The sequence below is a fragment of the Natronococcus sp. JC468 genome, assembly GCF_012163165.1.
Taxonomy (GTDB): domain Archaea; phylum Halobacteriota; class Halobacteria; order Halobacteriales; family Natrialbaceae; genus Natronococcus; species Natronococcus jeotgali.
Genome location: NZ_JAAVUO010000008.1, coordinates 1 through 14,244, shown reverse-complemented (window position 1 = coordinate 14,244; position 14,244 = coordinate 1). Strand labels below are relative to the sequence as shown.

Annotated in this window: 12 protein-coding genes; 9 read left to right on the top strand and 3 right to left on the bottom strand. The window is 70.2% G+C overall.

All coding sequences use genetic code 11. The features are described from left to right. The first annotated feature begins 29 nt into the window (after positions 1-29). From GWG54_RS06715 to GWG54_RS06705, 3 genes are all read left to right on the top strand, one after another. Positions 30-401, top strand: a complete 372-nt coding sequence (locus GWG54_RS06715) for an SHOCT domain-containing protein (protein WP_167937052.1) — start codon at positions 30-32, stop codon at positions 399-401. 8 nt (positions 402-409) lie between these two features. After that, entirely contained in the window at positions 410-1,798 is a 1,389-nt protein-coding gene (locus tag GWG54_RS06710; RefSeq protein ID WP_167937051.1) for a permease, read from the top strand. A gap of 144 nt (positions 1,799-1,942) precedes the next feature. After that, a complete protein-coding gene (locus tag GWG54_RS06705; RefSeq protein ID WP_167937050.1) occupies positions 1,943-2,698 on the top strand; it encodes a sulfite exporter TauE/SafE family protein in 756 nt (251 codons plus the stop codon). Positions 2,699-2,701: 3 nt separating this feature from the next. Here the strand turns inward: GWG54_RS06705 and GWG54_RS06700 are convergent, their stop codons facing one another. Continuing rightward, on the bottom strand, positions 2,702-3,616 hold the full coding sequence (locus GWG54_RS06700) for a hypothetical protein (protein WP_167937049.1): 915 nt from the start codon (positions 3,614-3,616) through the stop codon (positions 2,702-2,704). A 300-nt stretch (positions 3,617-3,916) separates the two neighbouring features. Between GWG54_RS06700 and GWG54_RS06695 the strand changes: the two genes are divergently transcribed. After that, positions 3,917-5,134: an ATP-dependent carboxylate-amine ligase gene (locus tag GWG54_RS06695; RefSeq protein ID WP_167937048.1), complete on the top strand. Its 1,218-nt coding sequence runs from the start codon at positions 3,917-3,919 to the stop codon at positions 5,132-5,134. Here GWG54_RS06695 and GWG54_RS06690 read toward each other — a convergent pair. After that, a complete protein-coding gene (locus GWG54_RS06690; RefSeq protein WP_167937047.1) occupies positions 5,121-6,434 on the bottom strand; it encodes a twin-arginine translocation signal domain-containing protein in 1,314 nt (437 codons plus the stop codon). The two genes, GWG54_RS06695 and GWG54_RS06690, sit on opposite strands and share 14 nt — an antisense overlap. 297 nt (positions 6,435-6,731) lie before the next feature. On the opposite strand from GWG54_RS06690, the gene GWG54_RS06685 reads away from it, so the two are divergent. From GWG54_RS06685 to GWG54_RS06670, 4 genes are all read left to right on the top strand, one after another. Further along, complete coding sequence (locus tag GWG54_RS06685; RefSeq protein WP_167937046.1) at positions 6,732-8,612, top strand: hypothetical protein; 1,881 nt, start codon at positions 6,732-6,734, stop codon at positions 8,610-8,612. 241 nt (positions 8,613-8,853) lie between these two features. Further along, on the top strand, positions 8,854-9,156 hold the full coding sequence (locus GWG54_RS06680; protein WP_209438308.1) for a hypothetical protein: 303 nt from the start codon (positions 8,854-8,856) through the stop codon (positions 9,154-9,156). Continuing rightward, positions 9,157-10,182 (top strand): GNAT family N-acetyltransferase, encoded by a 1,026-nt coding sequence (locus GWG54_RS06675; protein ID WP_167937044.1) that lies wholly within the window; start codon positions 9,157-9,159, stop codon positions 10,180-10,182. It begins immediately after the preceding gene. A gap of 102 nt (positions 10,183-10,284) precedes the next feature. Then, on the top strand, positions 10,285-11,811 hold the full coding sequence (locus GWG54_RS06670; RefSeq protein WP_167937043.1) for a lipopolysaccharide biosynthesis protein: 1,527 nt from the start codon (positions 10,285-10,287) through the stop codon (positions 11,809-11,811). Between the two features lie 106 nt (positions 11,812-11,917). On the opposite strand, the gene GWG54_RS06665 is transcribed toward GWG54_RS06670, so the two are convergent. Continuing rightward, on the bottom strand, positions 11,918-12,793 hold the full coding sequence (locus GWG54_RS06665; RefSeq protein ID WP_167937042.1) for a hypothetical protein: 876 nt from the start codon (positions 12,791-12,793) through the stop codon (positions 11,918-11,920). 350 nt (positions 12,794-13,143) lie between these two features. On the opposite strand from GWG54_RS06665, the gene GWG54_RS06660 reads away from it, so the two are divergent. Continuing rightward, the gene (locus GWG54_RS06660) at positions 13,144-14,079 is read left to right on the top strand and encodes a DUF1616 domain-containing protein (protein ID WP_167937041.1); all 936 of its coding nucleotides are present in this window, start codon (positions 13,144-13,146) and stop codon (positions 14,077-14,079) included. Positions 14,080-14,244: the final 165 nt, after the last annotated feature.

The window sequence follows — 14,244 nt, the reverse complement described above, 5'->3', positions numbered from 1 at the left end:
GCGTTTCGACGCAACTCGTAGGCAAAATCATGACTACCGATACAACCGATCGGCAACTCGTCTGGGTTGTCCTCGCAATCGCTGCTGCCCTCGTGGCCTTTCCTATGTTCGCTATGGGGTTCGGCATGATGGGGGCTGGACCGATGATGGGCGGGACGTGGGGCACTGGCATGTGGGGTGTGGCTGGAGCGCCCGAATGGATGCTCATCGTCGGCGTTGGGATGCAGCTCCTCTTCCTCGCCGTCATCGTCGGGGCCGTCTACCTCGGCTATCGAGCGGTGACCGCGCAGGATGAAGCGTCTGACCCTGCACTCGAGGAGCTTCGGGCTGCCTATGCACGCGGCGACCTGAGCGACGAGGAATACGAACGACGGCGGGATCGACTCGAAACTGAACCGTAGTACCGATCATGTTGGCGACACCGGGAACAGAGGTGTTCGAGGCCCTCCGGATTGGGATCGGCTTTCTCTGGACGGCGGCGTGGGCGACCATCACGGGGCTGGTGATCACCAGTCTCGTCCAGATCTACGTCTCAAAAGAGCGAATGGCCGCCGTGCTCGGTGACGGCGACGTAGCCGGTATCACGAAGGCCACGCTGTTCGGCGCTGCCAGCAGCGGCTGTAGCTTCGGGGCCGTCGCCATCGGGAAAGGGCTGTTCAAGAAAGGTGCCCACGTCGTGAACTTCCTGGCGTTCATGTTTGCCTCGACGAACCTCATCGTCGAGCTCGGTTTGATGATCCTGATCCTGCTCGGCTGGGAGTTCCTCGTCGCCGAGTTACTCGGTGGCCTCGTCCTTATCGCCGTAATGGCGGTCATCGTCCATCTGACGCTTCCGGAGCCCCTCTTCGAGCAGGTTCGCGGCGAATTGAATCAGCGAGATCACGACCACGGCGTGACCGAGGATCCGACGTGCGGGATGGAAGGGAAAGACGAGTATTCGCTCGTCACAGACGGCGGAGAAGCGGTGAAGTTCTGTTCGAAGGGGTGTATGGAGACCTATCGTCAGGAGGCGGCCAGTAGCGGTGGCTGGCGGGACGAACTACTGTCGTGGGGCGGCTGGTACAAGGTCGGCAACCAGTACCGCAAGGAGTGGTCGATGCTCTACAAGGATGTGATTGCGGGCTTCCTGATCTCAGGGTTCGTCATCGTGTTCGTCCCACAGTGGGTGTGGAACGCGCTCTTTCTCCAGGGTGACGGTTTGCTGGTCAGCGCCGAGAACGCGATCATGGGCGTTGCCATCGCCATCATCAGTTTCGTCGGTAGCATGGGGAATGTCCCGTTCGCCGTCGCGCTCTGGGGTGGCGGTGTGAGTTTCGCTGGTGTCATCGCCTTCGTCTACGCCGACCTCATCACGATCCCGGTGCTCAACGTGTACCGGAAGTACTACGGCTGGAAGGTGATGCTGTACATTCTCGGCGTGTTCTTCGTGACGATGGCGTTCACGGGATTTCTCATGGAACAGCTGTTCGACGTATTGGGGATCGTTCCCGATCTCGCCGGTGGCATGACTGCGAGCGAGCAGACCTATTTCGAACTGAACTACACGTTCTACCTCAACCTGATCGCGTTCTCGCTCTCGGGATTCCTCCTCTACGTGTACCGAAGCGGTCTGGGAGCTCCCGGCGAGTACCGGGATCCGGTCTGTGGGATGCGGACCGACGAGGGTGACCCAAGTGTCACTTACGATGACGATACGTACCACTTCTGTTCAGAGACCTGCAAGAGAACGTTCGAGAAAACGCCCGACGAGTTCGCTAGGATCGATCCGAACACCTCCGGTGCTCACAACAATCACTGACAGGTCGATGGCGCGAATCGTTTCGGAACCCGCCACCGCAGTGTTATCGAGTCGATCTGCAGACGCACTCGAGCAGATCGATCGACCGTTGACAGGCAAGGCCAACCCCTACCCGTCCCTGCAGAGTACGCCCGCTCGAGACACGTGGTCGTCGCTACCGAAGTGCTAGTCGCGCTGGTCGTCCTGGCTTTCCTCGGCGGGATCGTCGTCGCCACGATCGGCCCCGGGGGCATCCTCATCGTCACCGGGCTCTACCTGCTGACCTCGCTGTCGGGCGCCGAGGTCGCGGGCACCTCGAGCGCCGTCTTCACGGTCGGCGCAGTACTGGGAAGCCTCGTCTACGCGCGCTCTGGCGAGATTGACTGGTGGATCGCGGGCGTGGTCAGCGCCGCCGCCGCGGCGGGCACCTGGATCGGCGTCCAGGCCAACGCCTACCTCTCGCGGGCGCTGTACGGGCTCGTGCTGGCGGCGCTGCTGGCCGTCGTCGGCGTCACGATCGTCTACCGCGAGCACCGCGACCTCGAGCCCCGCGTCGAGCTCGGCCGCGGCGGGTGGGACACCGCGGGGTTCGTCGCGGTCGGGCTCGTGATCGGCGTCGCGGGCGGCCTGCTGGGGATCGGCGGCGCGGCGCTGTCGGCCCCGGCGCTGGTGCTGGTCGGCGTGCCGATGCTCGCGACGATCGCGGTCACGCAGGTCGTCGTCGTGGCCACGGCGCTGTTTACGGCCGTCAACTACCTGCTGCTGGACGCGATCGTGACCTCGCTGTTCGTCCCGATCACGCTCGCCTACCTGGCCGGCGTCGGAATCGGCTGGTGGCTCGCCCACCGGGCCGAGCCGGGTCGGCTCAAGCTCGCGCTCGGCGTCGCGCTGATCGGACTGGCGGGCTCGCTGGTCGTCTGAGTCCTACTCGAGCGCGCGCCGGGCTCGCTCGCGGCCCATCCCGAGGCCGATCTGGTGGTCGCCGTAGTAGAGCGCGCCGCCGCCGCTGCCGATCATGTAGCCGAGCGGACCGACGGCCTCGATGCGGTTGTCGTCGCTGGTGGTAAACCGCATCGACGTATCCTCGAAGGCGAGTTCGCCGTTGACCCAGTAGCGCATCTCGCCGTCGGCCGCGGCCGTGCCGCCGTCGTAGGAGTTGGTCCGGACGTGGCACTCGATCTCGTTCCACTCGTCCATCCGAACGACGGCGTCGGTCATCTGGAAGTCGCTCGAGCCGTCCATGTGGTAGGCGTACGAGAAGAACTTGTACCCCTCCGGCGCGGGCGAGTCGTTCCGGTTGGCGAACCCGATGGCGTTCGACCAGCCGTTCTCGCCGGTGGCCGTGCCCCCGCCGGAGGAGCCCCCGCCGTTGGTCAGCGGCGCCCAGAACATCCGAACCGTGTCGTCGGCGCCCAGATCGAACCCCTCGGGGTAGACGGTAAACCTGGTGTAGATCTCGTCCTGTTGCTCGCCGACGTGCTCGGGGAAGCGGTACTCGCAGTTGGCGATCTTCGAGTCGCCCGTGAACTCCGTCCGCAGCGATTGGTCGTGGCGCGTCGTCCGCTCGGGGACGAATTCGGGGACGTACGACCCCCGAACGTCGTTGACGTCGTAGACCGCGCTCGGCTCGGCGTACTCGTCGTAGTCGACCCCGATCACCGACGAATCGGTCTCGGCCGCCGCGGTCGCGCTCGTTCCCGCGCCGACGCCCAGGGCGGCCAGCGCTCCCCCGGCCAGCCCCAGGTACGATCGACGGCCGAGCGCGCGGTCGCTCCCCCCGCGAGCGCTCTCGGTGCGCGTCTCCTCTGATCGTCCTCGAGCCGGGTGCTGTCGTTCCATGCGCTCGGGAAACGGGCGACTACGTCTATAAATTTTCTCTTTCGATAGAATGTAAGAAAATCCGAAACTGATTCTGCCTGGCCGGATCCTGTGTAACGTTTGACCGGTGTGTCGGCCCAAATAGCTCGAGCGGAAACCTCGGATTACGGTGGACCGGCGCGGCGTTCACCGCTCCAATCCGTCGTTACGAGCGCCGAGGGCTCGAGGACGAGTCCGAGCGCGGCGGACAATGCGCCGTTTCACTCGGACGAGCGGCGAGAGGATCGCGACCGCTTTCCGCGGGGCCGTCGCCCTCGCGGTATGCGCTCGGAGCCGCGGGTACTGGTGCTCGACGGCGACTACCCCACCTCGCTGGCGATCGCCCGGGAGCTCTCGGCGGACCTCGACGCGACGATCGTCGGCGCGGGGACCTCCCCCCACAGCCGACTCGCTCGCTCGCGGTACTGTGACGTCCCCGCCGCGATCCCGTCGCCGGACGATCCCCGCTACCTCGAGGGCGTCCGCGCCGTCCTCGAGGTCCACCGTCCCGACTTCGTGCTCCCCGTCGGCTACGGGTCCGCCGCCGCGATCGAGGCGGCCCGCGGGGACCTCCCGGCGTTCGTCTCGACCTGCCTCCCCGATCCGGACGCCTTCGAGACCGCGGCCGACAAGCGGGCGACGGCGGAGCTGGCGACGGCGCTCGGGATCGACGTTCCCCGCGACCACTCGGCGCTCGTCGCGACCCTCGATTCGGAGGGCCGGGAACCGGGCGCGCTCGAGGCCCTCGCGTTCCCGGTCTTCTGCAAGGCCCGCCGGGAGGCCGGCGGCGGGGGCGAGACGACCGCGCGGGTCGCGGACCCGGACCGGTTCTGGACGGTCTACGACCGCCTCGCGGCCGCCTCGCCGACGGGGGAGGTGCTCGTTCAGGAGTCGATCGACGGCTCGGCCTCGACGTACGGCTGCGGGCTGTTCCGTCTGGACGGCGCGGTCGAGCTCCGGATGGCCCACGAGGAGCTGCGGTCGGTCCCCCGCCGGGGCGGCAGCGGCACGCACCTCCGGCTGCGTCGGGATCTCCCCCTCGAGTCGGCGGCGACCGCGCTGCTCGGGGAACTCGAGTGGCGTGGGGTCGCCCTCGTCGAGTGCAAGCGCCGCGAGGACGGCGAGCTCGTCCTGATGGAGATCAACCCGAAGTTCTGGGCCTCCTACGCGCTGGCCAGCGCCCACGGCTACCGGTTCGCCTCACGGCTGGTCGCGCGGACGCTCGGGTTCGAGGACTGCCTCCCCGACCGACCGCCCGAGACGACGGGGGAGATGACGTTCCCGCTGCGGGAGCTGTACCACTACGCGCGACACCGTGAGGAGGAGCGACTGCTCGAGTGTCTGCGCGCGGTCGCGAGGCCGGGCGTCCCCTGGAACGTCGACCGATCGGATCTGGGGGCGTGGCTGACGCCGCCGGCCGCCGTCCTCGAGGGGCTGCCGGGCGCGACCGCCGAGCCGAGCGACGCCGACCGCGAGGCGGTCGCGTTCACCCGTCGGTAGGCGACTCCGGGTAGTCGTCGGGGTCGACCTCGTCGCCGCCGACCCACAGCTCGTCGGGGGCGGGGTCGGCCTCGAGGGCGACGACCGTGCCGTCGAAGAGGTAGCCGTCGACGCTCTTCGGCGACGCGGTCGCCTCGGCGATCGCGTACCCGCTCTCGGACTCGTCGGCCGGGACGATCTCGACGGTGTCGTTGTACGTCGCCTGGTGGTCGTCGGCGTTGCTCCAGTCGGTGTGGACGACCGCGCCGTCGACGAAGAGGCGGTAGGTCGCGGGCTCCTCGCCGTTGACGTAGGTCACCCGCCCGTCGTAGTCGTCCATGTTCGCCGGGTCCTCGAAGTGGGGGTGGCGCTCGTAGGGCGGGATCTCCGGGACCTCCTCCGCGAGCAGCTCGTGCTCGTCGTAGTAGATCGCCAGGTCCGCCGGCGCGGTCTCGCTCCCGCCGTAGCGCACGAGCGCCCCGGCGTACTCGACGGCCTGTTCCTCGACCGTCGTCCACCGGAAGTCCGTTCGCTCGTAGGCTAACTCGCCGTCGATCCAGCACCGGGCCTCGCCGTCGGGCACCGCCTCGCCGCCCTCGATCGAGTTCATCGCGACCGCGGTCTCGAGGGCGAACCACTCGTCGGCGGGCACCCGCGTCTCGGTCAGCTCGAACTCCCCGCTCGTGGACGGCTGATCGAGGTGGTAGGTGTAGGCCGCGAGCGCGTACCCGTCGGCCGACGGCTCCCCCCGGTTCGCGACCGCCAGCATGCTCGACCAGCCGTCGGTGCCCGAGGGCCGTCCGCGACCGCCCGAGCCCTGCACGCCGGCCTCCGTGTTCAGCCCGAGCGTCCAGAACCGGCAGACGTCGTCCGGCCGCATCTCCCAGTCATCGCCGAGTCGAACCACCGCCCGCTGGCGGACCGCACCGGGCTGGCCGTACCCGTTCTCGGGGAACCAGTAGGCGGCGTTGCTCCCGTTGTTCTCGCCGCGGGGGATCTCGCAGCGCAGCGCCTGTCCCCCGTCGAACGTGTGGTTGTCGACGAACGAGAATGACGCGGGGTCGCCCGTCCAGACGCGGTAGGCGTCACTCGGCGTCTCGAGCCCGTCGTACTCGACATCGACGAACGCGACGTCCTCGGCGTCCTCGTCGGCCCGATCCGCGAGCGAGTCGTCGAACCCGGTCGATCCGTCGTCCGCAGGCGGTTCCGACTCGTCGTCTCCCGGCTCCTCGGGATCCTCGGAGTCGCCCCTCGGACACCCCGCGAGCGCGATCGCCGCGGCGACGGCGCCGCCGGATTTCAGGACGGTTCGACGATCCACCCTCGAAGGCAGGGGACGACGGTGCATAGCGTTCGCCACCGTCGCCGCGGGAAGTCGGAGATTGTCGTCGGTCGAGCGCGACGACGACGCGATAACACCGGGTTACCGCCGTCCCGATCCGAGAGCCGGACTCCGCGGACGGCGCCGTCCGTCGCGACGCAGCGACCGATTACCCGAGTCGGCGCCGTCGAACGTGCTGTACCATTTTTCGTCCCGGTTCGCGTAGCGGCGCCCCGGTATGCGTCACCGTTCGGCGGCGTCGGCCGCGACGGCCCGCGGTCGGCCCCGGAGGGAACCGTGATCCGCCTCCCGCTCGAGCCGGTGCGCTCGCTCTCGATCGCGCTCGCGGGAACGGCCGCGCTGGGGGTCGGGCTCCCCCTCCTCTTCGGGCTCCCGAACCTGTCGATCCTCGGGCTGTACGTCGCCGTTCCGATGATCGCCGCGCCCCTCGCGGTCCGTCGGTTCGGCGCCGATCGGCGGAATCCCGGAGGGGCGACGCCGACTGTTCGGGTCGACTGGCGACTCTGGTCGACGGCGTTTCACCTCCTGGCGGGCGCGCTCGTGGTCGTGCTGGTCGCGACCGACGTCCGCCCCTACGGGTTCTACGCGGGCGTCGCCGCCCTCTACGGGCTCTGTTTCCTGCTGATCGTAACCGGGGACGGGCGGTCGCGCCGCGCGGTCGCACTCTATCACCTGGTCGCCGTCCTCCTGCTGGTCGTCTACAGCGTCACGCTGAACTATGACTTCTTCGTCGGTCACACCGACCTCTCGGCCCACACCGCCATCGCGCGCTCGATCCTCGAGACCGGGCGGACGGCGACGGTGGTGCCGATCTACGAGTCGTTCCAGCTCTGGCACGTCTACACCGCGTTCGGCTCGCTCCTGCTTGGCGACGCCGTCGCCGCCCACACGACGGCGTACGCGCTCTCCGGCGGGCTGTTCGCGGCGGGTCTCGGGCTAATTGCCGGGCTCGCCCGCCGGCTCCACCCGGACGAGACGTTCGGGCTCCTCTCGGCGCTGGTCGCGGTCGCCTTTCCGCTGTACCTCTTCTACGGGATGTACTCGATCCCCCGCAGCGCGACGTCGATCTTCCTGCTGGCGCTGCTGGTCGCGCTCGCGAGCCACCCGACGGCGGGCGTGCGGCTGCTGACGGTCGGGCTCGTCGTTGCCATCGTGATCGCCCACCCCGCGACGATTCCGTTCGTGCTGGCGGTCTTCGCCCTCGTCGCGCTGGCCGAGCGCGCGACCGCCCGTCCCGAACCGCTGGTCGACGCCTACGTCCTCGCCGTCTCCGTCCTCGCGACGGGACTGTACTGGCTGTACGCCGCCGAGGGCGTCGTCACCCGGCTCGCGGGAACGATCGAGGCGACGCTGTCCGGGGCCTCGGAGTCGGCCGTCCCCGAGGGCGTGGTCGCCAGCCCCTGGGTCGAGGCCGCGAACTACGTCCCCTACGGCTTCGCGCTCTTTTTCCTCCTGGTCGGGGTCCTCTTCCTGCTCGAGCGCCGCGGCCGAGGGGCGGATGCGACCGAGGACGCCCCGGACGCGGCCGTCGCCGGCGACGGCGGTCGACTCCGGAGCCCGCACCTGCTGACCGTCGGGCTCGTCGCGGTCGCGCTCGCGCCGCTGGTCTTTCCCGGCCCGCTGCTGTTGCTGGACGCGCTGGCCGGGGTCAACGTCGACCGCTTCGGCCACTACGCGTTCGCGTTCGTCGCGCTGACGGGCGGGTACGGCCTGTACGAACTCGTCAGTCGGGGCGGCCTCGCCGCGTTGCTCGCCGCGCTCGCGGTGCTCTCGCTGTTCGGGTTCGCCGCGGTCTCGAACGACTTCACCGCCTCCGACAACCCCGTCGTCGAGCGCCCGTTCTACACCTTCTACCTCGAGGACGAGGAGCGCGACTCCTTCGAGGCGATCGACGACCGCTACCGCGGCGCCTTCGGCGCGGATCGGATCAGCTGTCGGTACCTGGGCGAGCTCCACGGCGCGCGGTGCTCGGTGATCGACGCCGCCGCGGGCGAGGCCATGTTCGAGTCCCACGACGCCGTCCTCGTCCGCGAGGGCGAACTCGAGGATCGCCCGCTGCAGTTCTCGGCCTACGTCGAGGAGGCCGATCTGCCCCGGGAGGAACTCGAGGAACGGGATCGGGTCTACGACTCGGGGACGGTGTCGTTCCACGCCTGATACGGATCCCTGTACCGGTGTCCCGGCGCAGCCGTCAGACGGTTCGCGGCTGCGCCGGAACTGACGTACCCGTCTGAGAGCGCCGTCGGGTCGCGGCCGCGAGGCCTACGCCTCGAGAGCGACAGTCCGGACGTCCCACCCGTTTCGCCTGCCGTCTCCGGGCGCACAACGCCGTATTACCGCATCCTCGAGCCCGAAATCGTCGGTCGGATTTACGTCCCCGGTCGTGGACGGCCAGGTGATGACGACCCCGCGCCGACGCCGATACCTCCGAGCGCAGCTGGCCTGGCTGCTCGCGGCCGCGCTCGGGCTCGCCGCCCTCGGGGCGTTCTCCCTCGGGGCGTACGTCCTGCTCGCGGTCCTCGGAAGCGTCGTCCTCGACGAGGTGTTGACCCCGGTGGCGGCCGAGCCGCGCTGGCGCCCCCGGTGGCTCCTCCCGGCCGGGCTCCTCGCGGCCGCGCTCGTCGTCGTCCTCCGCACCCTCGAGTTGCTGTCGCTCGGGCTCTCGCCGGGGGCGCTCGCCGCTCCGGGGGTGGTGCCGTAGATGTTCCTCGAAGTCGAACGCGTGGACGGGATCCGGGAGGCGAACCGGAACCAATGGAACCACGTCGTCGAGCACGCCGACCTGGGCTGTGTCTTCCATCGCTACGAGTGGCTCAGGGCGGTCGAGGACGGCATGGACCGCGAGCCCCGACACCTGCTGGTTTCGAAGAAGGGCAACCCGATCGCCGTCTTCCCGAACGTCGTCGACGACCTCGGTCCCGTCGGCAGGCTGAAGTCGATCCACCCCGGTTTCGGCGGCCCGATCGCGGCGACCGACGAGGAGCGCGCGATCGAACTCCTCCTCGACGCCGTCGCCGAGCGTTGCGACGGGCGGATCCTGTTCAACCAGATCCGTCCCTACGACCAGGGGTTCGTCCGCTACCACGACCTCCTCCGGGAGCGGGGCTACGGAGTCGCCGTCCGCTCGAGCCGGTTCGTCCTCGATCTCACCCGGGGGTGGGAGCCGATCCTCGAGGGGATGGACGGCAAGCGCCGCCGCGGTATCCGGCGGGGCCACGAGGCCGACGTCGAGGTCGTCGAGGAGCCCGCGAGCGCGTCGGTGCTCGCCGACTTCCACGACGACTACGCGCGGGTGATGGACCGCGTCGGCCTGTCCGCGTTCCCGCGCTCGTTTCTCGCCGAACTCGGGCGACTCGACGAGCGGATCGCGATTTTCTCGCTCCGGGTCGACGGCGAGCGACGGGGGATGTACCTGTACGTCGTCGACGAGGAGCAGTCGGGGCTCCAGCACCTCTACTCGGCGGTGACCGAGGAGCACTTCGAGCACCACGCGCCGGAGCTGCTCCACGAGCACGCGATCAACTGGGCGATCGATCGGGGGTACGACACCTACGAGCTCCGGGGCTCGGCGCCCGACTTCCGAAACGGCGTGTTCCGGTTCAAGGAGTACTTCGGCGCCCGGCCGATCCCGCTGTTGCTCTGGGAGCGCGGTCGGCCGGCGCCCGCGCTGTCGGCGCTGAACCTCGCCCGAACGCTCCACCGGCAGTTCGATCCGCCGTGGCCGTGAGCCGCCGCGGACAGGGGCGCACGCGGGACGGAGCGAGCGCTCGCGACGGATCGTTCGGGCGCGGCGAACGTGCGCAGTCGACGCAACGGTCGGCGGATCCGCGTGGCTGACTCGCTGTCGTCGGCGGTGCGGTCGGTCGTCGGCGCGAAGCTGTTCGTCGTCCTCGCGGGCGTGGTGTTCACGCCGGCGCTGGTCCGGCTGATCGGGCCGGCGGAGTACGGGCGGTACGCGCTCGTGCTCTCGATCTACGGGCTCGTCAACGTCGTCGTCATCGGCGGCGCCGGCGACGCGGTCCGCAAGTACATCTCCGAGCGGTCGGACCCGGCCTGGCGGGCCGCGGTCTACGGCTACGCGTTCCGCCCGGCGCTTACCCTCGGCGTCCTCGTCGGCGCTGCCTTCTGGCTGGCCGCGCGATCCGGCCTCGCGGCCCGCCTGTTCGGCGCACCCTTCCCGTCGCTGTTTTACCTCCTCGGGGCGTACGCCGTCGCCAGCCAGCTCGCCTCGCACAACCTGCGGACGCTGATGGGCCTCGAGCGGGAGTCGCGCTCGGAGCCGTTGAAGGTCCTCGAGAAGGCGCTGTTCGTTGTCACCGCCCTGGGGCTGGCCGTTCTGGGCTTCGGCGTCGAGGGGGTTCTGGTCGGCCACATCCTCGCCAGCGCGGCGGCGTTCGTCCTCGCGCTTCCGATCGTCGCGCGGTCGATCCCGCTGCGGGCGCTCGTCTCGCCCCCGGACGTCGACCTGCCGAAACGCGGGATCGTCCGCTACCTCGCGAGCACGGCCGTCTTTTTCCTGTTTCTGAACTCGCTGTACCACGTCGACGTCGTCCTCCTGCAGGCCTGGACGACCGACGAGACCGTCGGCTACTACCGCGGGGCGCTCTCGATCGCCGAGTTCCTCTGGCTGGTCCCGATCGCGGTCCAGCTCGTGCTCCTCCAGCGCACCTCGAACCTCTGGGCGACGAACGACCTCGCGGCGATCCAGCGTCGGGCCGAGCGGGCCACCCGGTACGTCCTCCTGCTGACCGTCCTGCTCGCGGTCGGCGTCGCCGCGCTGGCCGGGGTGTTCGTCCCGCTGTACCTCGGTCCGGCGTTCGAGCCGTCGGTCCGCCCGCTGTTGTTGTTGCTCCCCGGTGTCGTCGGGTTCGCGGTCGCGCGACCGACGCTGGCGATCAACCAGAGCCGGCGATCCCTGCGACCGCTGCTGGTCGCGACGGGCGCCTGCTCGCTGCTCAACCTCGCGCTGAATCTGGCGCTGATCCCGGCCTACGGGATGGCCGGCGCGGCGGTCGCGACCTCGATCGGTTACGGCAGCCTGGTCGGGTTCCAGGCGCTGGCCGCCCGCCGGCTGGGCTACCGCCCGTTCGCGGGGCTGCGGTGGCGGCCGATCCTCGTCTCGGCCGCGGGGGCCGCCCTCGTCGTCGTCCCGATCGCGCTCCTGTCGCCCCCGCTGCTCGCGCTCGCAGTCGTCCCGCCGCTGGGGGGGCTAACCTACGCGGCGCTGGCGGTCGTTACGGGCGCGTTGACCCGCGAGGAGGTCGGCGAGGTGCTCGAGGGGATTGGCGTCGTCCCACGAGGGCTCGAGCGCCGGCTGGTCGTCGCCGTCGATCGGCTGCCGAAGCTTCGGGAGTGAGAAACGGTGGGTCGCCCCGCGAGGGCCGTCCTCGTTCGGCCGACGGACACCCTCGAGGCTTCGGCGCCGGTTCCGCCGACGACGAACCGCCGGGCGACGGGCGAGATCAGCCGTCGACGTCGCCCGCGTCGGCGTCGTCGTGGCTCGTCCCGTCGGGCTCCCACCGGCAGGTGACCCGTCGTTCGCCGGTCCGTTCCGCCAGCACGATCGCATCGACCGGGCGCTCGAGCCCGACCGCGAGCCCGACTCCCAGGATCGAGGCGACGGGGTGGTCGAACCGGTCGACGGGACCGAAGACGCCAGCCGAAACCGCGACGTCGAGCCGCCCGTCCTCGGCGGAGACCGACGGGTCGGCCCGATCGACGATCTCGAAGCGGGCGGCGAGCGCGTCGGTCAGCTGCTCGGCCAGCCGTTCGGGGTCGCCCGTCAGCCCGTCCTCGAGCGAGCGCTCGAGCTCGGCGACGAACGGGGCGCCGATCGGTTCGAGCGACAGCGTCTCGGCCTCGGCCTCGCCCCCGTCCCCGACGGCGTCCGCCGATCGCGGGCGGTCGGCCGCGAGGGGGACGACCAGGCGAACGCCGCCGGGTCCGCCTCCGGCGACGGGCGCGTAGCGGCGGTCACCGGTGGCGCCAATCGTCTCAGCGAGCCGGGCGAGGTTCCGCGCGCTCGTCTCGTACACCCGCGTCGCGTCCCGTGCCTCGATCGCGCGTTCGGGCTCGAGTTCGAACGCCAGCACGGCGGCGAACCCGCCGATCCCGGCGAGCGCGAACAGGACCGCCCGGCCGTCGGGGAGGGCGAGCCCGGCGACGAACGCCAGCGCGCCGAGGGCGGCGAATCCCACCGACGGAGTCGGGACCCGCCCGTCGAAGCCGCGGGCGTCCCCGCGACCGCGCGAGAACCGCTCGGCGTCGCTCGCGTTCGGGCGGGAGTCGTCCGACGAGCGCCGACGGACCGCCCGGCCGTCGGCGGGATCGGCCGTCACGGCGACCGCCCCCCTCGAGCGGGCGCGGCGGCGCGGCTCGAGCCGAGGCGAGCGAACCGGGCGAGCGTTCGGGAACGTGACACGAGATCTACTCGGCGAACGTACGGCGAAGGGGCGTTTGAATCTGTGGGAGCGAAACGTCGTATTTCCTCGCGTTCGGCCCGATAACGCCGAGTTTACCGGCGCTCGAGGGCGGGCGATCGCTCCCGGGTTACCGGCCCGCGGTTCGGGTCCGGCGGGGCCGTTCCGGAGGATCGATGACGCGGCCCCAGTCCGTCGATCACCTCCGAGAGACCGTTCGGAGCGACGACTAACGGGTTTTATGCGACGACGGCTGAAGGTCCGGGCCGATGGGGTCGAACGGCGAATCCGGACCCGGCTGGCGACTCCCCGCCGACCTCGCCGCCGCGCTCGCGCTGACGGCGCTGGTAAACGTCGCTGCGTTCGCGCCCGCGGTTCGGGAGACGCCGGCTCGCGTCCCGCTCGGGCTCGCCTTCCTGCTTCTCGTCCCGGGCTACGTCGTCGTCGCCGCGCTGTTTCCGCGCCGAGGCGACGTCGACGGCGTCGATCGACTCTCGCTGTCGGTCGTCGCGAGCGCGATCGCGGTGCCCGCTGTCGGGCTGGCGCTGAACGCGACGCCGTGGGGGATCCGGCTCGAGCCGATGCTGGTCGGGACGTCGCTGTTCACCGTCGCGGGCTGCATCCTGGCGGCGCGACGACGGCTGGCCGTGCGGCCCGACGAACGCTTCCGGATCCCCTCCCGCGAGCGGGCGCGACGGGGGGTCGCGGCCGTTCGACCGAACGGGGCCGTCGACCTCGCGCTGACGCTGTCGCTCGCGGTCGCCGTCGCGGTCGCGGTCGGCGCGGTCGGGTTCGCCGTCGCCGACCACTACGGCTACGGGCCCGTCGGCGAGGACGACGGCGCCGCGGCGATCTCGCTGCTCGACGACGACGGCGACCTGCTGACGAACGACTCATCGCTCGAGCCCGGGTCGACGGTCGCGATCGGGGTCGACAACGGCGCCGACGAGGACCGAACGTTCGCGGTCGTCGCGATAGGGCGGACGCTCGAGGACGACGGATCCGTCGCCGAAGAGCGAGAACTCGAGCGGTTCGACGTCGCGGTCGGGGGCGGCGAGACCGAGATCGTCGAGCGCGACCTCGGGGCGACGGGGGAGACGGATCGGGTCGTCTGGCTGCTGTACTCCGGGACGGTCCCGCCGGATCCGTCGCCCGACTCCGCGGACGCGTACGTCTCGCTCTCGATGGAAGCGGACGGCACGTAGTCCGCCGCGGCCGATGCGTCGGCGACCCCGTCGTTTCGGACGATCGGGAAGCGGTCGCTCCGGCGCCGCGGACGGTTCGAGCGGTATATCCTCACTCAGCTTTGCACGTTGAAGTAGGAGCATGACGTAGGCGGTGGCAAGGACGAATGATGCCGATTACGGATT